Below are 21,076 nucleotides of genomic sequence, written 5' to 3' on the forward strand. Positions count from 1 at the left end.
AGACATCTCAGAGTCAACACACACATATGAAGGAGGGCACAACTGTGACTACACCTGATCGTACACGCGTCTCCGTAGAAATCTACGGGACTTCTTATAAACTGGTAGGCAGCAGTGCCGACTATATGAAAAAGGTTGCCACTTATGTCGATGAGCGAATGAACCTTATATCCAAGAGTCATTCCCGGTTGGATACGCCGAAATTGGCCGTATTGGCTGCAGTACATATGGCTGAGGAAGCGATCCAGATACAGGATATTCGCAACGAAGTCAAAATGCTGACCGGAGAAAGAAGTGAGCTCCGGAGTGAGCTGGCTCAGCTTCAGGCTGCGCGGACAGAACAGCAGGAGTTGTATGCGAAGCTTGAGGAAGAGCATTCGACGGGCATGAAGGAGAAGGAAGAGCTCCGCAAACGGTGGGAATTCGAGAAAGCGGGACTTGAGAAGCAGCTCGAGGACACGAAGGCATCGTTGACGGGAGAGCTTCAGAAAACCCGGACAACGCTGAGTAAAGAACTCGAGGATACCCGCGTTTTATTGAAAAAGGAAACGGAATTAAAGGAGTCCCTGCAGCGCAAGGAGAAGCAAGCCGCAGAACAGCAGCAGCGGGACAGGCAGTCCCTGGAAGCCAAGCATAAATCGGCCGTGCAAGAGCTTGAACGCGGGCATGCCGCGACACTTCAGTCAGCACAGCAGAAGCATCAAGAGCTTCTGAAGAGTACGGAGGAGAAGCATCAAACCGTATTGAGAGAATCCCAGCAGAAGTACGAGTCTTCTCTGCAGGAATCGGAGAATAGACATAAGGCAGCTGTTGACGGACTGAACAAGCAGCTTGATGAACTAAGGGGAGGAAGCTCCCAACTGCAAGGCAAGCTTCGGAGTTTGCAAGAGGAGCTGCAGCAGGCGAAAAATGCATATGCCAAGCTTCAGGAGCAGCATCAGGCTGCACTGAAGAAAGAGGAGGTCTCCCAGACCGAACTGAAGACGCTCAGAGAGCAGCAGATCCGTCTGAATGGGCAGGTTGGCCGTTTGAAGGAGGAAGCTGTACATTCGGAAGAAGAGCAGCGCCGGATGCAGAAGCTGCTTGAAGAATACAGTACTTCTTCCAATAAACAAAAGTCTGAGCTTGAGAAGCTACACACCGAAGCGGCTTCCTGGCGGACTCAAGTCGACAAGCAGAAGGAAGAGATCGGTGAGCTGGAGCTTCGCGTTCTGGAAGCGGGAGAACAGAACGATGCACTTGAAGCCGGTATGAAGTCGCTTCATGACGAGCTCAGCGTATTGAAGGAAAAGGCGGATGAAGATTCGCAGAAGCTCGCATCCGCAGACCAGCAAGCCTCGGAATATCAAGGCAGACTTGATGAACAGCAGCAGCTGATCCATTCGCAGAACAAGAAGCTTGAAGATCTGGATGAAACGCTGCAACTGCAGGAGCTTTCGATTGAAGAACAGAAGGAACTTCTGGTTGAGAAGGAGAAGCAGCTTCAGGAGAATCAGGCCAAACTCGAGTCGAATGAGGCAATGGTACAACAGTTGCAGCAGTCCTTGAAGGAGAAAGAAAACCATTTACAGCAGCTAGAGCAGGCGCTCGAGGATAGAGAAGAGCAGTATCTCAAACTGCAGCAGACGCTGGAAGCAAGCGAAACGCAATCTTTGGAGCTGCAGCAGACGCTGGAAGCAAGCGAATTGAAAACGCTGGAGCTGCAGCAGGCGCTGAAGGCAAGCAGAGCGCAAATCCTGGAAATGCAGCAGACGCTGGAAGCAAGCGAATTGCAATCTTTGGAGTTGCAGCAGACGCTGGAGGCAAGCGAATTGCAAACGCTGGAGCTGCAGCAGGCGCTGGAGGCAAACAGAGCGCAAACCCTGGAGCTGCAGCAGACGCTGGAAGCAGGCGAAACGCAATCTTTGGAGCTGCAGCAGACGCTGGAAGCAAGCGAATTACAAACTCTGGAGCTGCAGCAGGCGCTAGAGGCTGCAGAGGAACAGTATCTAGAGGCGCAGGAGACAGCAGAACAGAAAGAAGTCCAGCTTCTGAAGCTGCAGAGGTCCATGGAAGAAAAGGAAGAACAGTACCGGAAACTGCAGCGGCAGCATGGCGAAATTTTGCAGCAGCATGAGGTACTGACAGATCAATATGAGCTGCATATGCTCGAACATGAAGAACTGCAGGAGGGCATTGCAGAGAACAAACGGAAATACGAACAGCTCGGCGAAGAGCTCGCAGAGCGGGAATCGGCTTATCAGGAGGCCAAACGCCAACTTAAGGAAGCTGAACAAAACCATGTGAATATGGACCGGCTCTATCAGGAGCATCTGAAACAGTACGAACATTTGAAGCAGCAGTATCATGGCTTGCAAAAGCAGTATGACGAGCTTCAACAGAAGGGCAGCGATATGAAACGCCAGCAGGAGGATGCCGAACTCGAGTACCTGATGGTACTGGAGGAGAAGGATCAGGCACAGCAGAAGGTGAATGAGCTTGCCCGGATGCTGGATGATGCTGCGAGCAGGGAAAATGAACAGCGTGAGCTGATGCGAAATGCGGAGCATTCGATGCAGTCCTACCAGGAAAAGCTGGAGGATATGATGAACCGTCAGCAAAACTGGAACAGCAGGGAACAGGAGCTGCAGGATGAGCTGGAGGAATGGAGACGTCAAATTGCAGCCGGCGAAGATCAGCTGGATAATCTGCAAAATGAGAAGGAACAGACATCTGCCCAGCTTCGAGAGGTTGGCGAGAACTTTGAATTGATGGCCAATCAGTACCGACTGCTTCAGGCGGAGCTCGAGCTTCAGCAGGAAAAGACAGATAAGCTGCAGGAAGAACACAGCCTGCTACAGGATGAATACGGCAAGCTACAAACGGAGTATAACGAATGGATCGAGCTTATTGAGCAGGATCAAAGCTGATTGCTGTTGCAGAACAGACTAAAAAAATCCCCTCACAGACCGAAAGGCAGGAACATGAAGGCAATCGTTCCTTTTGACGGAGCTGGAGGGGATTTGCTGTGTTGCTAGGCAAGGAGACTATTCGTCCACAATGACTTTGGCGAGCATGGCCGTATGTCCCGCGCCGCACATGACGGAGCAGGTCATTTCGAAAGTGCCGGCTTTTTCGGGCGTAACGACCATGGATTTATGTTTGTTGTCGAGCTGTAATTCAAGGGCGGGAATCAATACGCCGTGGGTACCTTGCTCGTTGTCGAGCGAAATTTTTACGGGAACTCCCTTTTTAAGATGATATTCTTGTTTATCAAACGCAAAGTTCTTCGCTTTGATGACTAATTCTTCGCTAGGGGCAACGCCCGTGTCGCTGACACCGCTGCTTGCAGTCGAAGCGTCTTCCTTTGCTGCCCCACAAGCGGAAAGTACCAGAAGAAGCATGCAGGAGAGAACAAAAGCTAGGGTCTTCTTCAATGTGATCCTCCTCAAACCTTAATTTTTTGTGACAATTCTAGTAGTCATCATACCCCAAAAATGGAATTCCGGAACATAACTGTTTTGAATAATTGGTGAACTTGCCGGGTAACGTTCAACCAAACCAGTCATAACAGGGGGATATTTCAAATTCCTTACAGATCTAATGATGTATTTGTTTTTCCATTAAGATATAATTATAATCACAGTTTATATTGATTGTTGTCATTTAAATTTATTCTTTCCTAGAGTAGGGGATTGACTTTTCAATGGACAGGAAAAATGTTATTTTGGAGGACCGGTGGCACCGTAAAATTCTAAATGCCTACTGGATCGTCATGCTAATGTTCCTTACGGCACAAGCCGTTTTTTTGCTGTCGGGCGGAGTCTTTCCTGATACAGTAGGAAAGGATGCAAGCTCATGGACCCGACTGGCAGGATCCAATGGTTGTACCATGCTGATTCTGGTTGCAACTGAAGTGTGGTTGAGATATTGGCCGAAGCATCATAAAAAAGCTATTGTGGGTTGCGGTTTTTTGTTGTCTTACATGTTCTATTTTATTATAGAACCGTCAGCAGACGGTGCACAAATGGCCCTGCTGCTTCCTGTGTTGATTTCTATTGTTTATTTTGATCGGAAGATGCTGTACGGATTCGGTGCGTTTACGATTCTGAGCTATGGATTTTTATATTTTCTGATGGAGCGTCCATGGTATCACAAGCCTATTCAGGAATTTATTCAAATAGAAAGTGTATTTATAGTTAGTCTGATTATCGGACGTACTATTTTGGTCAGGGTAAAGGAATTTATTAGTTATCTGAAGTCTGTAATGAAATCCGAGCAGCAGCTGCTTGTGGAGAAAACCATATCGGACAAGCTCCTGAAGATGGATGCTTTGACCGGACTCTATAACCATAAAACATTTCATGAATACCTTGATGCTCTGCTGGAGCACTCAGAAAAATATCATCTGCCTCTGCAGCTGGCGATAATTGATATCGATGGCTTTAAAAAGGTAAACGATACATATGGACATTGGGTGGGAGATCTGGTGCTCAAGCAAGTGGCCTCTACCATTACTTTGATTATGATGCCGAATGATTTTGCCTCACGTTATGGCGGAGAAGAATTCGCGGTTATTTTTGCAGATAAAACTTTGGCGGAAGCACAGTCGATAACAGAAGAGCTGCGTAAGGGGATTTCCATTGTAGAACATTCGAATATGAAAGGCAGGCCGGTTACGGTAAGCATCGGTTTATGTGATTACCAGCCTGGAGATGATAAGGAATCCCTTTTCCGCAAGGCGGACAGCGCTCTTTATCAAGCAAAGCGAACAGGAAAAAATAAAGTGGTGACAGCTTCTGATTCGATACTTTCGGACTCGCTTGAGGGCAAGGTTGCTTCTATCTGATCCATGACAGGCTAACCATGAAAACCCCCTGTTCCGTGGGAACAGGGGGTTTTTGGAGCGGATATCAGCTTCGTTAGATGGTGATACCCATTCCATACAGCCGGGCTGGTTATTTATGGTCTTTGGCTGCATTGAAAGGAGTTACCGGAATGAACAGGTCGATGATCCCGATAACGAGGGCAGCGAGAACGGCACCTAGGATGGTGACGCTAACGCCTCCAACGATAAACTGGGCGATGTATATGACCACTGCACTTACGATAAAGCCGACAATGCCTCGACCGAATGGTGATACCCTTTTTCCGAAGATTCCTTCCACAACCCAACCGAGCAAAGCAATGACCAGAGCCAACAGTAAAGCGCTCCAGAATCCGCCCACGGAGAATTGCGGAACGATCCAGCCGACAATCATAAGCACGATCGCGGAAACGATAAATCGTACAACATGCCCTAGAAAATGCATGCAATTGGCCTCCTTTTGTGTAAAAGATACGTTGATAAATCATTTCACAATGCGTCGCTACATTCATTATGGAATGATTCTAATATCATGTCATAATGCGCCCGCTTTTATCATTATGAAATGATTCTATATGCAAGGTTTATTGTATTCAAATCGTGAAATCTTATGTATCAGAATGATGGATTTTGCTGGAATTTGATAAGACTGGCTTTCGTAAATAGCGAAGCCACAGAAGTTTCGTATATAATAAAGGCAATGTATGAGAGGAGTAGTGAAATTCTTGGACGATAAGATTTTGCATACGCTGGAATACCGCAAGATTTTAAATAAATGTGTCAGTTATGCCCAAACTTCCATGGGTAAACAAATAACGGAAAGTCTGAAACCTGATACGGATCTAGAATCGGTAAAATTGCTGCTGCAGGCAACCGATGAAGCTTATACTGTGGATCGGCTGAAGGGAACGCCTTCCTTCGGTGGGATCAGTGATATATCAGCTGCCTTGAAACGGGCAAAGATTGGCGGCACATTAAACCCTCATGAATTGCTGGCAGTTGGTAACACGACGAATGGGTCAAGACGTATTAAACGTTTTATTACCCAAATGAATGAAGATGAGCCACTAAAGCTGCTTATAGACATCAGCGAAAATATATCGGAACAAAAAGCGCTTGAGGATGCCATTAAAGCATGTATATCGGATGAAGCTGAGGTGCTCGATTCGGCGAGCCCTGGTCTTGCTCAAGTCCGGCGTGAGCTGCACTCCGGTGAAGTGCGTATTCGTGAAAAGCTTGACAACATGATTCGCTCATCCTCTGTGGCCAAAATGCTGCAGGATCAGCTTGTAACCATTCGTGGCGACCGGTTCGTTATTCCTGTAAAGGCAGAGTACCGTTCTTATTTTGGCGGAATTGTGCATGACCAGTCCGGCTCCGGCGCAACCTTGTTTATCGAGCCTGAATCCATTGTGGCCATGAATAACAAGCTGCGCGAGACCCGGATGAAGGAAGAACGCGAAATTGAAATTATTTTGCAGAAGCTGACGGCATTAGTTGGCGACGAGGCTGATCTGATTGTATTTGATCTGGATCTTGTGGGACAGCTTGACTTTATATTTGCCAAAGCCCGTTTGGCTCATGTGATGAAAGCAACAATGCCAAGAATGAATGACCGCGGATATTTAAAGCTGCGTAAGGGGCGGCATCCCCTCATTGAGATGGACAAGGTTGTTCCGATCGATGTGGAGCTTGGAAATTCGTATACTTCTATTATCGTAACAGGTCCAAATACAGGTGGTAAAACGGTAACGCTGAAGACAATCGGTCTGCTGAGCTTAATGGCGATGTCAGGATTGTTTGTACCGGCCGAAGAAGGCAGCCAGCTCTGTGTATTTGATGCCATTTATGCCGATATTGGGGATGAGCAAAGTATCGAGCAGAGCTTGAGTACATTCTCCAGCCATATGACCAACATCATCCGTATTCTGAAAAATATGACGCCTAAAAGCCTTGTTCTTCTGGATGAGGTTGGTGCAGGTACGGATCCTGCTGAAGGTTCCGCGCTTGCCATCTCTATTCTGGAGCATATTCATCAGACAGGCTGCCGCATGATCGCTACGACCCATTACAGTGAGCTGAAGGCCTATGCTTATGAGCGGAAAGCGGTCATTAATGCAAGCATGGAGTTTGACGTCAATACCTTAAGCCCCACTTACCGGCTGCTTGTAGGGGTACCAGGCCGAAGCAATGCGTTCGCGATTGCCGAGCGGCTCGGATTGCCGAACCAAATCCTGGATTATGCGCGCGGAGAAGTCAATGAAGAGGATCAGCGCGTTGAGCATATGATTGCTTCCCTCGAAGAAAACCGCCTGGGTGCTGAAGTGGAGCGCGGGCAGGCGGAAAAACTGCGTCAAGAAATGGAACAACTGCGCACCCGGCACCAGCAGGAGCTGGAGAAACTCGAGCAGCAGCGAGAGCGTATGATTGAAAAGGCATCGGCAGAGGCGAAAGAGGTCATTGCCAAAGCGAAGCGTGAAGCTGAGGAGATCATCAGTGACCTACGGCAGCTGGCAAAAGAAGAAGGAGCTTCCGTCAAGGAGCATAAGCTGATTGCTGCGCGCAGAATGCTGGATGAAGCCGAGCCGCAGCAGCGAAAGAAAACACCTGCACGGAACAAGGCCAAGACGCCTCGCAAGATTGAAGCAGGGGATGAAGTCATGGTCTACAGCCTGAACCAGAAAGGTAATGTTGTAGAGCTCGCAGGCTCGAAGGAAGCAGTCGTGCAGCTAGGCATTATGAAAATGAAGGTCAGACTGGATGATCTGGAACTCGTCCAATCTCATGAAGCTATAGCCAAGCAAGAACAGAAGCAGGCTACGATCGTGAAACGTACACGAGACGAGAACATCCGGAGTGAACTGGATTTGCGCGGAGCGAATTTGGAGGAAGCATTAATTGAGGTGGATCGCTTTATAGACGAAGCCTTCCTTGGCAATTTAGGCCAGGTATATTTGATCCACGGAAAAGGAACAGGCATACTCCGAAACGGTATTACAGATTACCTTCGTAAGCATAAGCATATAAAAAGCTTCCGTCTAGGCAATTATGGCGAAGGCGGCACAGGTGTAACCGTAGCAGAACTGAAGTAAAGCTGCGAATATGCTCAGGGCAGATATGAAGGGGGCAGGAACATGAAGAATTGGGTTGATCAGCTGCTGGCTCATCCCCTGGGAACGCTGATCGGTTATTTCTCGGTGGCCATATTGGGCTTGATTGTATTTTTGTACCTGTTTGAGCTCGTGGCCAGGTATAATTGCTGGAATGAGATCGGCCGCGGAAACGTCGCGGCTTCTCTGGCTACCGGCGGCAAAATTTTCGCCATTTGCAATGTGCTCAGGTATAGTATAGAGGCGAAAACCTCCATTTACGACACGATGAAATGGGCATTTTTCGGCTTTATTCTTCTTTTTGCGGCGTATGTACTGTTTGAGTTTTTAACTCCAGTCTTTTCGGTTGATGAGGAAATTCGGAAGGATAACCGGGCGGTAGGGATCATCTCCCTGCTGATTTCCGTATCGCTGTCCTATGTCATAGGAGCTTGTATTTTTTAGGAATATCATTGAGCTCGTTTTTTCTGGGAGGAAGGCATGAAAAATCTGACGAGAATTCTGTTTGTCGTAGCTGTAATCTTTTTTGCAGTCGGCATCGTTTATTTAATGAAACATTGAGGAGATGAATGGCAATGGAAACGACCGTTTGCCCATGGTGCCAGACAGAGATTGTCTGGGATGAAGAAATTGGACCTGAAGAGAATTGCCCTTACTGTCACAATGAGCTGAAGGGATACCGCACCTTGAGTGTTCAAATCGGTGACGAGGAAGATGAAGAGGGCATGGAAGAAAGCATGGATTGGGAAGAAGATGCCGAAGAAGGAGATGAGTCTTCATCATTCTGGGCACAAGAGGATATGCAGCACCAGCTTCCGCCATCCATCCGAACACTGGATAAATTTGAAGAAAGCCATGACCTGATGAATTATGAAGAGAGCGTGGAAAAGATTTTGGATGAACAGGAAGAGGTTCCCGAATGTCCAAAATGCCGCGACTTCATGGTTCTTGCAGGAGCGCAGGAAATCTCGGGTCAAGGCTTTGTCCCAACTCAGTTCAGCGCCCTTAAAGCGCCGGTTATTCAGCCTCCTTTCCGTGTCAATGTGTATATCTGCACAGGTTGTTTTCATGTGGAAACCAATTTGATGGAAGAAGACCGTTTGCGTATGGTCGATCATCTGAGCCGTCAAAAATCCTGAGCAGATGTAACGGGAATTAAGCTGCCTAAAAATGATATCCCTTACTTTGGGGCATGTTAAGACAGAACATGTTCGGTAAGCAAGGGGGGACTTATGAAAACGACGGCACATTTGGACCGCCAATCGCAGCTGCTGCTGGCTGTTAATGGGTTGATTGTTCTGGCGGGGGCCCTTTCCGGTACCTTTTTGAATGTGTACTTATGGAAAAGCAAACAGGACTATACCATGATCGGCTGGTTTACGGTAGCCCAACAGGTTGCCGTAGGACTTACTTTTTGGCTGGGTGGCAAGTGGGTAAAGGAATACAACAAAATGAACACCTTGCGTGCAGGGATTGTTCTCTCGGGATTGTTTTATTTACTTGTATTATGGGTCGGTTCGGATGTGGTTCGCTTTATTTGGCCGCTGGGGATATTACTCGGCATATCGATCGGTCTGTTTTGGGTCGCGTTCAATGTCGTTTATTTTGAAGTGACAGACCGTGAGAACCGTGATTTATTTAATGGCTGGGTAGGCCTGCTGGGCTCATTCACCGGAATTGTGGGTCCATGGTTCTCAGGAACCTTGATCACATGGTTGAAGGGTGACAAGGGGTACAGGCTCATATTTACGATCTCATTGGTCATTTATGCGATATGTGTGGTATTCAGCTTTTTTCTTAAAAAAAGGGAGAAAGGCAGCAGCTATCACTGGATGGAACCAATCACGCAGCTGCGGAGCAAGGGGAGCCCATGGCGTCTTATGTCTCTAGGGCTTGTGGCGCAAGGGATTCGTGAAGGGGTATTTGCTTTTCTGATCGGTCTGTTGGTGTTTGTCGCTACCAAGCAAGAGGCTAGACTAGGGCAATTTACGCTGATCACATCCGCCATATCACTGCTGACTTACTGGTTAGCAGGAAAATGGTACAAACCTAAATTCAGAAGCCCGGGAATGCTTGTCGGTGCATTGCTTTTGTGGATTGTGATCATTCCGTTGCTCTGGAAAACAACCTATGGAACACTGCTTATTCTCGGGATCGGTTCTTCGTTGTTTATGCCGCTATATATTTTGCCAATGATCTCATCCGGCTTTGATCTGATGGGAACCAGCGATGAAACTGTGGATAAGCGCGTCGAGCTTGTCGTGCTGAGGGAGCTTAGCTTGATGGTTGGGCGTTTGGCAGGCACCTTCATTTTTATTATCGTATTAATGGTAAGCAAAACACCTCTGACGATTACGATACTCATGCTGATCCTTGGAGCATCGCCGATTTTAAGCTGGGTTTTCATAAGAAAACTACTGCAGAGCGGACGATCAGCATAAGCTTGGCCGGCAACCATTTTAAATAACGGGAAATATGAACCCTCAGGGTGGCACTTTAAAGTGGCCCTGAGGGTTTTTTTGTGCTGCCGAATAAGGGGCATTGATATCATGTTGTTCATATTTTTCATATTTAAGGTTTATGTAAGGTTTGCATTAAAATGCTGTAAGGTACAGACGTTATGATTACATCTGTGTTCGTTAATACATGCCATTTAAGGAGATTCTCATATGAAAAACATTTTGCAAGCAATCAACGTTAACAAAACATTTGGTACAAGAGGAAATATATATACGGCTCTGCAGCATATTAACCTGCAAATTCAGGAAGGCGAGTTTGTAGGCATCATGGGCCCATCCGGGGCGGGGAAATCCACGCTACTAAACATATTTTCAACCATTGATACACCAACATCCGGTGAGATCACAATCGACGGTCAAAATATTGTAACTATGAGTGAAGAGAAGCTGTCGGATTTCCGCAGGAATAAGCTGGGTTTTATATTTCAGGATTATAACCTGCTTGATACATTGACGGTCAAAGAGAATATTCTGCTCCCGCTTGCCTTGTCCAAAGTGCCACCTGCAGAAATCGAGGCTCGGGTAAACGAAATCGCCGACACGTTTGGTATTCGTCAAATCCTTGATAAATACCCGTACCATATCTCGGGTGGCCAAAAGCAACGGGCAGCGGCTTCAAGGGCGATTGTCGCCAATCCCAGTCTGATCCTGGCAGACGAGCCGACCGGTGCACTTGATTCGAAATCGGCAACTAGCCTGCTGGAGAGTCTGAGCAAGCTCAATGACTCTAACCAATCGACTATTATGATGGTTACTCATGATGCGTATGCCGCCAGTTACTGCAAACGTGTCATCTTTATCAACGATGGTCAGCTCTTCAAGGAGCTGCATAAGCAGCATTTGACGCGGAAAGAGTTCTTTCAGCAGATCCTAGAGGTTCTGGCGTCACTCGGAGGTGGGCAGCATGACGCTGTTTAGTATTGCCGGGAAGAATATCCGGAAGAATTTTACTAACTATTTCCTTTATTTTGCATCCATGATCTTTAGTATTGTGATCTACTTCACCTTTGTTTCACTGAAGTATGACAGCACCATCCAATCAGCATCGGACGGATCGCCTAAAATCAGCTCAGCCTTTAGCGGCGCTGCCGTTGTGCTTATTATTTTCGTTGCGATTTTCATCTGGTACTCGAATTCCTTTTTTACACGAAAGCGCAAGAAAGAGGTCGGACTGTATTCCCTGCTGGGGGTTCGGAAAAAGCAGATCGGACGCATGTTATTTTATGAAAATTTCCTGATGGGCGTACTTGCGCTTATTGTGGGGATTGCTCTTGGCTCCCTGCTAAGCCGGTTTTTCGTATCGATCCTGATGAAGGTAATGGGGTACGATGCCATAAGCCATTTCTCTATTTCTGCGGCAGCGATCGTGAACACTTTCCTTGTATTCATGGTCATTACACTCATAACTTCGCTTCAGGGCTACCGGCTGATCTACCGTTTCAAATTAATTGAACTCTTCCATGCAGACCAGCAGCATGAGAAGGAGCCGAAGGCTTCCTTGCTGACCGCCTTATTATCTCTGGTTTTCGTAGGCCTAGGTTACTGGCTGGCTCTGCAAAATCTTATGAATTCGAAAGCATGGGCGGCACTTGGTTTGATGATCACACCGCTCGTTATTCTGATCACCGTGATTCTTGGTACGTATTTGCTGTTCAATACGTTAACAGTGACTCTACTGAAGCTGTCCAGAAAAAACAAGAAAAGTTATTGGAAAGGTCTCAATATCATCGGGACCTCCCAGCTTTTGTACCGGATTAAAGGCAATGCACGTACGTTAACGATCATCGCCGTACTAAGTGCAACGACACTAACCGCTGTTGGAACAGCCTACAGCTTGTATTACAGCAACCGAAACGCTGTCTCACAGGTCAACCCGAACAGCATGATGTTTATTAATACAGATCGTAAGGCAGCGAGCCAAGCCGATAAAGTCATCCAGGATTCTCCGGATCACAAGGTTCTTTACCATGCTTCGCTTCATCTGCTTGGGGTAGATGCCAACACTTCCGGACTGGATCAAAACAGCAGCTCGGATGAACAAACCTTCACCGTCCTGTCCAATCATGACTTCAACGAACTGGCTAAGCTCCAGGGAAAGGATGATTCATTGAGCCTACAGGCGGACGAAGCCGCTGCACTGGATCCCGTGTATATCGAAGGGATTTCACCACAGTATGTAGGTTCGGCGATTACGCTAAGCGGAAACCCGGTCCATGAAAAGATCAAGTTTAAGGAACTGAAAAAATACAGTGTTCTGAACCAAGGCACCGTATATTCCACCATTGTTGTTAGTGATGAACTGTTTGCCAAACTGAAGCCCAAGTCCCAAATGATGGCCATTGAGGCTTACGGAATCACACATCAGGACAAAGCCAAGCAATTAACGAAGGAGCTGAAAGGCATTTTACCCGAGAAAGCTGAATTCTCAAGCTTTTACGGTGATTACGCCCGGGGGATGGAATCATCCGGATTGATGATTTTTATGGGCGGATTCCTTGGACTTGTCTTTCTGGCTGCGACAGGCAGCATCATATACTTTAAACAGTTAACCGAAGCCAATTCCGATAAAGAGAGATATCAGATTTTATATAAGATCGGCGTGAAGAAAAGAGAAATCCGTAAAACGGTTGCTAAGCAGGTTCTATTTATCTTTGCACTGCCTCTGATAGCCGGGATCGCCCACTGCGCGGTAGCCTTATCTGCACTATCCAGACTGATGCAAACGAACCTGGTCATCCCGGTGGTTGTTTGCATGGGAATCTACACTTGCATTTATCTGATCTATTACTTCATAACCGTGAATGCTTACTACAAAATCGTAACGAATACAAAATAACTTAAACATAAGGAGTAGAACGATGAAACAAGGACTTATTGTTGGTGTCGTAATCTTAGTTATTCTTATCGGAGGTGTTGTATTCATACAAAATGTGAATCTCAACCGTTTAGGCGCGGATCAATATTATGTACAAATTCAGGACGGCAAGAAAATGGAAGACAAAACGAATGACGGCAAAAAGTATATCTACTACGAATACACTCTGGAAGGGTTCGACAAAAACGGGAAGGAAAAGACCGTAACCTTTACAGCAAACAAGGAGCTGCGCAAGGAAGCGTACCTGAGTGTTTACATGAAGGGCGATAAAGCGGGTTCCTACCAAGAGGTGCAAACAAGCGAACTGCCGGACCAAGCGAAGCAGAAGCTGGAAGAGCTAGGGAAGTAGTGCGGCCTGTCATCACGGTGTAACCAGCGATCGGAAACCGGCATCGCAGCGGAAGTAAGAGGAAGTTTGTTGAGTTGAATTACATGGCAAAGGGAGAGAACCAAATGAACAATCTGAAATGGACATCCATATCCAAAAAAGCAATGACATACTCGCTGGCATTCACGCTGGCAGCTTGTCCTATGGTAGCTGGCACAGGACATGCACTGGCGGCAGATCCATTCTCTGCTTCCCAGCAGTCTGCAGACAGCGCCGAGACGCATACGCCAATTCAATATCGGATCAATGCTCGCCTGGACGAGAAAAATATGCATATTCAGGGAAGCGAAACGGTCACGTACCGCAACACCTCGAGCGACACGCTTAGGGAGTTGGTGTTCCATACCTTTGCCGATGCTAACCGCTCTAAATCTACCCAGGCCAGCATGTTCCAGAGAACCAATGCAGAAATCCTGAAGAACAATCCCGGCCTCAAGCCGGAGGCCTTTCTTGGCGGCATTGATATCCAGGCTGTGAAGGCAGGTGGGCAATCCTTAGCATTCACTAATACCAACCAGGCGCTGACCGTTCAGCTTCTGCAGGGACTAAAGCCCGGTGAAGCGGTAACGCTCCAAGTAGAATTTGATGTAAAAATTCCATATGGCTCCGAACGATTATCCTATTATAAAGACATCATCAACGGCGCTCACTGGTTTCCGGTCATGTCCGTGTATGACGAAACCAAGCATATGTGGGATAAAACGCCTTATAGCACTTCTTTTGAAACCGACTATTACACCTCCTCGGACTTTGAGGTTCACTTTAATGTCCCCGCAGCGTATCAAGTATTGATGCCAGGGACGATCACCACACAGGAAGATAAGGAAGCCGGTCGCAAAATCGTCTCCACGGTAGCCAACAACACGCGGGAATTTGTCTTTTTCGCAAGCCCGAACTATAAAGTAGATAGCGTGACCCGAAATGGCCTGACCGTCGAATACTATTATTTTGACAGCATGCCGAACAAGAAAAAGATCGTTGACGAATACGTGGATCAGGCCTTCAAGGCGATCGAATTCTTCAATGACAAATACGGAAAATATCCGTATCCTGAATTTCGCCTCGCTGAATCGTATGTGGAGGGATTGGCGGTGGAATTTGCCCGCGTGATTCAGATGGGCATGATCGGTAATAACGCGGATCCGGTGCATGATTCGGTATTCGTGCATGAAATCGCTCATCAATGGTTCCATGCCCTGATCGGCAACAACTCGGAGAAGGAATCGTTTCTGGATGAAGGCTTTGCCGACTTCTCAAAAATCTATTTCTCCGAGAAACAAGGCGACATGCTGAACGGGTTCAAAGCGCTCCAGTTTGACGACACTTCCTTCGATGCGCCCATCGCTTCGACCAATCAGGAGGTTGGCGACAATGCCAGTCCTGTCTTTTATGATAAGGGCCGCCAGGCTATTTACCAGCTGTATCGGATGGTTGGCGAAGAGAAATTTGATGCTTTCATGAGAGAATATTTCAAGCGGTATGCATTTAAAAATGCAACGATTGATGGACTCCTCCAAACCATCGGGGATACACTGGGGAAAGAAGCCCGAAATGAGATGGACAAGTCGCTGCATCAGCCGAATTTTGTCCTGAAGCCTGAATACCGCCTGAGCAAGCAAGAAACAGCCGCCTATTTTCATGAGCAGTTCAAAGAGATATACCGTTCTTCTCTCGCACAGATCCCGGAACTTCCGTTCGAGACGATGAGCCGGATTGAGGATAAAGCGCTTCAGGGCGAACCGCTGACCATTGTACTGAGCGACCAGGTGAGTAGCAAGGCGAAAAAGCAGCAGGAGATCATTCTCAATCAGCTGAAAGGAACATTTGAGGTTGCGGGCATTAAGCCTGTCATTATTACGGAGCGTCAGGTATTGAAAAAGAAATTGGAAAAGGAAATTGGAAGCAGTAATCTGATCGTGATCGGCAGCGCTCAAACGAATGGGCTGATCCAGGCGCTGAAGCCCGGCATCATTCAAAAATCCAAGGATATAGGTTTTGACTGGAAGAGTAGGATGAATAAAAAAGGCGCAGCGGGCGCTTATATCATCAAGCATCCGTTTAACCATAACCGTTTATTGCTCCATTTCTATTGGAACGGGGATACCCTTGCGGACGGAACGGTTGAGCCGTTTGGGAAGCAAGTGCTGAATGCACTCAGTTTTACCACTGATTTCTATCAATATTATGAGATGAATAAGACAGGGAAAGTAACTTCAGATCAGAAGACGGCTAACCCGATGTCCAAATTTTTCGCTGAGGAGTAAACAAGCAGGGCTCGTGTTACGATAAGAGTTTGTATAGTAATTTTGGTGGTGGGGAATCTGAGTATTGTTTATGCTGCTCCGGTTAAGGCAGTTAATCGCGGATGATCACCCACAGTAAGGGGGTTATAGTTTTGACGTTCAATCAAAAGGTACTCATTGTGGATGATGAGGCGGATATTGTGAGACTGCTGCAAACCGTACTCATCAAGGAAGGCATCGAGCAGGTGTACGCAGCCGCTACGGCGGAAGAAGGATGGATCGAGTTTCAGAAGAGGCAGCCCGACATTGTCGTACTGGATATCATGCTTCCGGATGGAGAAGGCTATGATGTATGTAAAAAAATTCGCAGTGTTTCCAATGTTCCTATTTTCTTTTTATCCGCAAAGACAGAAGAGATTGATAAAATTCTAGGCTTTGCCATTGGCGGGGATGACTATATCACGAAGCCTTTTAGCCCAAAAGAGGTGGCTTACCGGATCAAAGCCCGTTTCAGAAGAAATGATATTCCCCAAGGTGGGGAGAAAATGGATCATATCATCAAGGCTGGACCTTTCGAATTGGATGAACAAAAAATCGAGCTGAAAAAGAACGGAAGTATCATTGAATTAAAACCAAAGGAGCTTGGCTTACTCACCCATTTATTGAAGCATCCCAACCAAATCATCAGCAAGGAAAGCTTATATGACCATGTTTGGGGCGAAGAGTTTTTTGGATTTGACAATACGGTGATGGTACATATCCGGAGGCTTAGGGAAAAGATCGAGAGAGACCCTTCAAATCCGCGGTATCTGGTTACGGTGAAGGGACTTGGTTATAAGCTTGCTGTAGAGGATGAGTAATGGATGAAATGGAGGCTAACCGGGAGGTATCTGGTATCCGTTGTAGTTATTGTCGTGATCGTCATTGTCATCAATATCATGGTTATACTGGGATTGTATATCTTGCAAATGGTAAACAAAGATCTCCAGATTCCCAGCCAAGAAACCTCTGCTGATACGATAACACGCTCTTTTCAAAACGACATCGTCATCAATCCGGATGGGATAAGCATTACGGAAAAAGGTAAGAAGGTGCTTGAGGAGAACCAAGCATGGATTCAAGTTTTGGATGAGGACGGCAAGCAGGCGTACGGCTATCTTGTCCCTAAAGGAGCGAAAGTAAAATACACCCCCCTGGACATGATTCAGACGTATAAGTATTTCGAAAAAGAGTTACTTTCGACTGTGTTTGTTGGAGGGAAAATAGCGCAGAATCACCAATACAGTTATTTGGTAGGGTTCAAAAGTCGATATATACAGAGGCAGGTGCTAACCTTCGACTATCGGAAAGTCGGACAGGCACTTAAGATGGGGAGTATAATCCTGATCATTATTGATGGACTCATCGCGCTTTGCATCGGCTACATCTTCAGTAAAATACTGACGAAGCCGATTCATACATTAATTGACGGGATCAAACAGCTGGCCAACAAAAAATACAATAAACATTACAAGCCTGCGGGTGTTTATAAAGATGTTTTTCATAATGTTAATTTATTGTCGGAGGAGCTTAGGGCCGGCGAAATGGAAAGAAAGAAGCTGGACCGGATGAAGGAAGAATGGATCGGCAATATATCGCATGATATTAAAACACCATTAGCTTCGATTCAGGGTTATGCAGAAATGATGAAGGATAAGGATTATCATTTCTCTATCGATGAAATGAGGGACTATGCTGAGATTATTGAACGCAAGTCACTGTATTTGACGGATTTGATCGAAGACTTGAACCTGTCCACCCGTTTGAAAAACAAAGAAATGATGCTCAATAAAAAGAATGTAAACCTTGTGAGTCTGGTCCGGAATGCTGTCATCGACACGCTGAATGACTCCCGTTATGCCAACCGGAACATTGACTTTCAATGCAGCGATGAGATCATTAGAATGGATGTGGATGAACTCCTGATCCGTAGAGCGGTCAGTAATTTGATCTATAATGCGATCGTTCATAATGACGAAGCTGTTGTTATTAAAGTCAGTGTGGTGAAGAGCGGGCACATCGTCTATGTGCGTGTCGTGGATAGCGGGAAGGGAATCAGACAGGAAGAGCTTGCACGAATCTTTGACCGTTATTACAGAGGCACCAACACTGGTGAGGTGCATAAGGGATCAGGACTCGGCATGGCCATTACGCATGATATTATCGAGGCCCATGGTGGAGAGATTACAGTCCACAGCGAGCTGAGTCAAGGAACAGAAATTGAAATACGGCTTTCAATATCACAAAAGGGCAATGTCAGCGGATGACATTGCCTTTTTGCTTGGGTTATATCAAAGTCAGCGGCTTGTGAGGCGATGGTTTGCTGGTCCGCTGCAAAGAGAACATCTCCAGCTCAGGCCGATCTTTTCCGGTCAGCACATCACTCAAAATATCCGCAGCAATCATACAGTATACCGTCCCGTTTCCGCCGTACGCCTCGATAAAATAGCTGTTTGGGTAACCTGGATGTGTGCCGATCATCGGCAGTCCATCATGTGTTGAGCCGAAGATAGAGGCCCAGGCGTAGTCAGCCTTAAGTTCCTTATAACGGGGAAACAGCGTTCTTACCTCGTCCAGCAGAGCCTCGCTTTTATGCAGAGCGCGGCCATCACGCTCCTCGGGAGCTGGAGGATGCTCGTCCAGTCCACCCACAACGATACGATTATCCGGTGTAGTTCGCATATACAAATAAGGCCTGGCTGTTTCCCAGATCATGCAGCGCTCATGCCAGTCGGAAAGATCCTCTACAGGGTTGGTAAGTACGGCATAGGATACCTTAAGCACAGCATTTCTGTCCTTTTTGATTTCCTGGGTTTCATACCCCGTCGTATAAATGACCTTTTTGGCACAGATCTTATGGGTTTGGGTATGGCATGTAACGCCGTTCTCATCATAATCAAAGTGAACGGCTTCTGTATGCTCGAATACATGTGCTCCATGCCGGGCAGCCGCTTCAACCAACGCATGTACCATTCGAAACGGATTAACCTCTGCATCTCCGTGGGTATAAAGCGCTGCAGGCTTCGAAAAAGGCATATATTGTTCAATCTTGGCCTGATCCCAGTAATCAACATGAAACCCGTATTTTCTGAAATTCTCATACTCCTCCTGCAGCATAGCCACATCATCTTCATGACTGGCATAGTAGAAGCTGCTGCGGGGGATGAGATGAGGATCCGTATATAAACGGCTGCCTGTATCAATCAGCTTTTGCATTGCGCGTTCACACAGCTTGTAAAAAGCAACACCGATCTCTTCGCCGAATGTGTTCATAATGGAGGTGAGCGTTTTGTCATTGGAAAACTGCAGTAGGCCTGTATTCGCTGAAGAGCTGCCGCCTCCAATGCTTCTTTTGTCGATCATTACCGTGTTCAGTTTCCGATGGGTTAGTTCATAGCTCAAAATTGCTCCGCTCATGCCGCCGCCAACGACGAGAACATCGCAGTCCAGATCTTGGTTCAGTGAAGGGTATTCAGGAACGGGGTTCAGCGTATGGGGCCAAGCCAGTTTTCCACTATTCAAGATCATCGTACTTCGCTCCTTTTCTTCATTCATCTTCAGTATTTGCTATTTAAAAGCTGTTTATTGGTAGGCACATAGAAAAAAAAGCCCGGGACATAATATGGATGAGTTAAATATCCCCAAGAAGGAGGCAAACATATATGCAATCCGGTCAAATGCAGGCAATTACGGGCAAAGAGCTCGAGTATATTGTCGATTCGATTTCCAATGAAGATTTGCTGATTAAGCAGTGTGCGGCAACGGCTGCAACCAGTCAAAATCCAGCCATCCAGCAGGCATGCCAGCAATATATCCGTTCTATGGACCATCATCTGGAGATGCTGGTTCAGGCTCTGCAGCAGCATCAGTCGCTGGCTCCGAACCAGCCTCAACAATAATCCATTACGGGAGGTACGCGTAAATCATGTATTATCAAAATCAAAATCAAAATAACTCTGCATTCATGCAGGATGAAGACCTGCTATATACCATCCTCGCGGATTTGAAACGAACCGTCAGAGAATATACGACAGCTACCACGGAATCATCCTGTCCGACAGTACGCCAATTATTTACACAATTGACCAACGATACGCTACGGATGCAAGGGGAGCTCTATAATTTAATGAAGCAGATGAACATGTACTCTACTTCTTCCAAGGCGCTGCGCCAGGACGTGGACAAGCAGATCCAGGATGCGCGTAATACGCAGCAAAAGGCAAGGCAGTTTGTCCAACAAAAAACGGGGGGCATGGGTCAATACGCCCAAACTCCAAATGTCCCGCTTCATCAGCCAAATATTCACAATCCGTACTATATGTAACCGCCGTTCTGCGGGCAGCCCAAAAAGCAAAATAGCTATAATATATGTAACCCTCAGGTACCTGCGGTGAAGCATGGCACTTTTTAACCGTCTCTATTTCGGCCCACGCCGTAGAGACGGTTTTTCTTTGCATGCTTCATAAAGTATTGTAATATTAGTATTAATCTCTTTCCCGGGTGTGACATGATCTGTAAGCAACCCGTGAAATGAATGCTGGAGGATACTGTATGAAAGCACTGACTGAATTGAAATTAAAGGTTCTCGACCTGTTGAATGAAGACGCGAGACGGTCTCCCCAACTTCTCTCAACGCTGATTGGTGTTGAGGAGGAAGCGGTAAAAGAGGCGATTGCCGAGCTTGAGGCGGACCATGTCATTGTAAAATACGCGGCCGTGGTCAACTGGAGCAAGATCGAAGAAGAAACGGTTACAGCGCTCATTGAGGTGCAGATTACCCCAGAACGCGGCCGCGGTTTTGAAGGAATTGCCGAACGCATTTATTTGTATCCACAGGTCAAATCCGTATATTTGATGTCCGGAGCATATGATCTGCTGGTCGAAGTAGAAGGCCGTAATTTGCGGGAAGTAGCGAACTTTGTTTCCGAGAAGCTTTCCCCGATTGATTCTGTGCTGTCCACGAAAACAAACTTTATTTTGAAAAAATATAAACAAGACGGAATTATTTTTGAAGACCGTGAAGAAGATAACCGTCTCATGGTCTCACCGTAAAGGA

The 21,076-nt window shown here is 46.7% G+C and carries 18 protein-coding genes; 15 read left to right on the forward strand and 3 right to left on the reverse strand.

Annotated elements, in window-relative coordinates; translation table 11 throughout:
• Positions 1 to 44 precede the first annotated feature (44 nt).
• On the forward strand, positions 45 to 2,909 hold the full coding sequence (zapA, locus tag E6W40_RS30225; RefSeq protein ID WP_168928804.1) for a cell division protein ZapA: 2,865 nt from the start codon (positions 45 to 47) through the stop codon (positions 2,907 to 2,909).
• Between the two features lie 117 nt (positions 2,910 to 3,026).
• Here the strand turns inward: zapA and E6W40_RS02515 are convergent, their stop codons facing one another.
• Entirely contained in the window at positions 3,027 to 3,416 is a 390-nt protein-coding gene (locus tag E6W40_RS02515) for a cupredoxin domain-containing protein (protein WP_136604033.1), read from the reverse strand.
• Positions 3,417 to 3,685: 269 nt separating this feature from the next.
• Here E6W40_RS02515 and E6W40_RS02520 point away from each other — a divergent pair, with 269 nt between their 5' ends.
• Complete coding sequence (locus E6W40_RS02520) at positions 3,686 to 4,828, forward strand: GGDEF domain-containing protein (RefSeq protein ID WP_136604034.1); 1,143 nt, start codon at positions 3,686 to 3,688, stop codon at positions 4,826 to 4,828.
• A 109-nt stretch (positions 4,829 to 4,937) separates the two neighbouring features.
• Here the strand turns inward: E6W40_RS02520 and E6W40_RS02525 are convergent, their stop codons facing one another.
• Positions 4,938 to 5,291: a phage holin family protein gene (locus tag E6W40_RS02525; RefSeq protein ID WP_136604035.1), complete on the reverse strand. Its 354-nt coding sequence runs from the start codon at positions 5,289 to 5,291 to the stop codon at positions 4,938 to 4,940.
• 280 nt (positions 5,292 to 5,571) lie between these two features.
• On the opposite strand from E6W40_RS02525, the gene E6W40_RS02530 reads away from it, so the two are divergent.
• The 10 genes from E6W40_RS02530 (at position 5,572) to E6W40_RS02575 (ending at position 18,287) form a co-directional block, all read left to right on the forward strand.
• Positions 5,572 to 7,938 (forward strand): endonuclease MutS2, encoded by a 2,367-nt coding sequence (locus E6W40_RS02530; protein WP_136604036.1) that lies wholly within the window; start codon positions 5,572 to 5,574, stop codon positions 7,936 to 7,938.
• Positions 7,939 to 7,980: 42 nt separating this feature from the next.
• Positions 7,981 to 8,400 carry a DUF350 domain-containing protein gene (locus E6W40_RS02535; RefSeq protein WP_136604037.1) on the forward strand — a complete coding sequence of 140 codons (420 nt, stop codon included), beginning with the start codon at positions 7,981 to 7,983 and terminating at the stop codon, positions 8,398 to 8,400.
• A 131-nt stretch (positions 8,401 to 8,531) separates the two neighbouring features.
• Positions 8,532 to 9,095, forward strand: a complete 564-nt coding sequence (locus E6W40_RS02540; protein WP_136604038.1) for a hypothetical protein — start codon at positions 8,532 to 8,534, stop codon at positions 9,093 to 9,095.
• 93 nt (positions 9,096 to 9,188) lie between these two features.
• Positions 9,189 to 10,397, forward strand: coding sequence for an MFS transporter (locus E6W40_RS02545; protein ID WP_136604039.1), 1,209 nt, complete (start codon positions 9,189 to 9,191; stop codon positions 10,395 to 10,397).
• A 228-nt stretch (positions 10,398 to 10,625) separates the two neighbouring features.
• Positions 10,626 to 11,393: an ABC transporter ATP-binding protein gene (locus tag E6W40_RS02550; protein ID WP_136604040.1), complete on the forward strand. Its 768-nt coding sequence runs from the start codon at positions 10,626 to 10,628 to the stop codon at positions 11,391 to 11,393.
• A complete protein-coding gene (locus tag E6W40_RS02555; RefSeq protein WP_136604041.1) occupies positions 11,380 to 13,311 on the forward strand; it encodes an ABC transporter permease in 1,932 nt (643 codons plus the stop codon). Before E6W40_RS02550 ends, E6W40_RS02555 begins: the two co-directional genes overlap by 14 nt.
• A 22-nt stretch (positions 13,312 to 13,333) precedes the next feature.
• Entirely contained in the window at positions 13,334 to 13,699 is a 366-nt protein-coding gene (locus tag E6W40_RS02560) for a YxeA family protein (protein ID WP_136604042.1), read from the forward strand.
• Positions 13,700 to 13,803: 104 nt separating this feature from the next.
• Positions 13,804 to 16,002 carry a M1 family metallopeptidase gene (locus tag E6W40_RS02565; RefSeq protein ID WP_136604043.1) on the forward strand — a complete coding sequence of 733 codons (2,199 nt, stop codon included), beginning with the start codon at positions 13,804 to 13,806 and terminating at the stop codon, positions 16,000 to 16,002.
• A gap of 101 nt (positions 16,003 to 16,103) precedes the next feature.
• Positions 16,104 to 16,841, forward strand: a complete 738-nt coding sequence (locus E6W40_RS02570; RefSeq protein ID WP_136604044.1) for a response regulator transcription factor — start codon at positions 16,104 to 16,106, stop codon at positions 16,839 to 16,841.
• A gap of 3 nt (positions 16,842 to 16,844) precedes the next feature.
• Positions 16,845 to 18,287 (forward strand): sensor histidine kinase, encoded by a 1,443-nt coding sequence (locus tag E6W40_RS02575; RefSeq protein WP_136604045.1) that lies wholly within the window; start codon positions 16,845 to 16,847, stop codon positions 18,285 to 18,287.
• Between the two features lie 19 nt (positions 18,288 to 18,306).
• Here the strand turns inward: E6W40_RS02575 and E6W40_RS02580 are convergent, their stop codons facing one another.
• A complete protein-coding gene (locus tag E6W40_RS02580; protein WP_136604046.1) occupies positions 18,307 to 19,548 on the reverse strand; it encodes an NAD(P)/FAD-dependent oxidoreductase in 1,242 nt (413 codons plus the stop codon).
• 134 nt (positions 19,549 to 19,682) lie between these two features.
• On the opposite strand from E6W40_RS02580, the gene E6W40_RS02585 reads away from it, so the two are divergent.
• The 3 genes from E6W40_RS02585 (at position 19,683) to E6W40_RS02595 (ending at position 21,072) form a co-directional block, all read left to right on the forward strand.
• Positions 19,683 to 19,919 (forward strand): hypothetical protein, encoded by a 237-nt coding sequence (locus E6W40_RS02585; protein WP_136604047.1) that lies wholly within the window; start codon positions 19,683 to 19,685, stop codon positions 19,917 to 19,919.
• A gap of 26 nt (positions 19,920 to 19,945) precedes the next feature.
• On the forward strand, positions 19,946 to 20,344 hold the full coding sequence (locus E6W40_RS02590; RefSeq protein WP_136604048.1) for a spore coat protein: 399 nt from the start codon (positions 19,946 to 19,948) through the stop codon (positions 20,342 to 20,344).
• A 227-nt stretch (positions 20,345 to 20,571) separates the two neighbouring features.
• On the forward strand, positions 20,572 to 21,072 hold the full coding sequence (locus tag E6W40_RS02595) for an Lrp/AsnC family transcriptional regulator (protein ID WP_136604049.1): 501 nt from the start codon (positions 20,572 to 20,574) through the stop codon (positions 21,070 to 21,072).
• Positions 21,073 to 21,076 lie beyond the last annotated feature (4 nt).

It is taken from the genome of Paenibacillus dokdonensis, from assembly GCF_004916975.1.
GTDB classification, from domain to species: domain Bacteria; phylum Bacillota; class Bacilli; order Paenibacillales; family Paenibacillaceae; genus Paenibacillus_AQ; species Paenibacillus_AQ dokdonensis.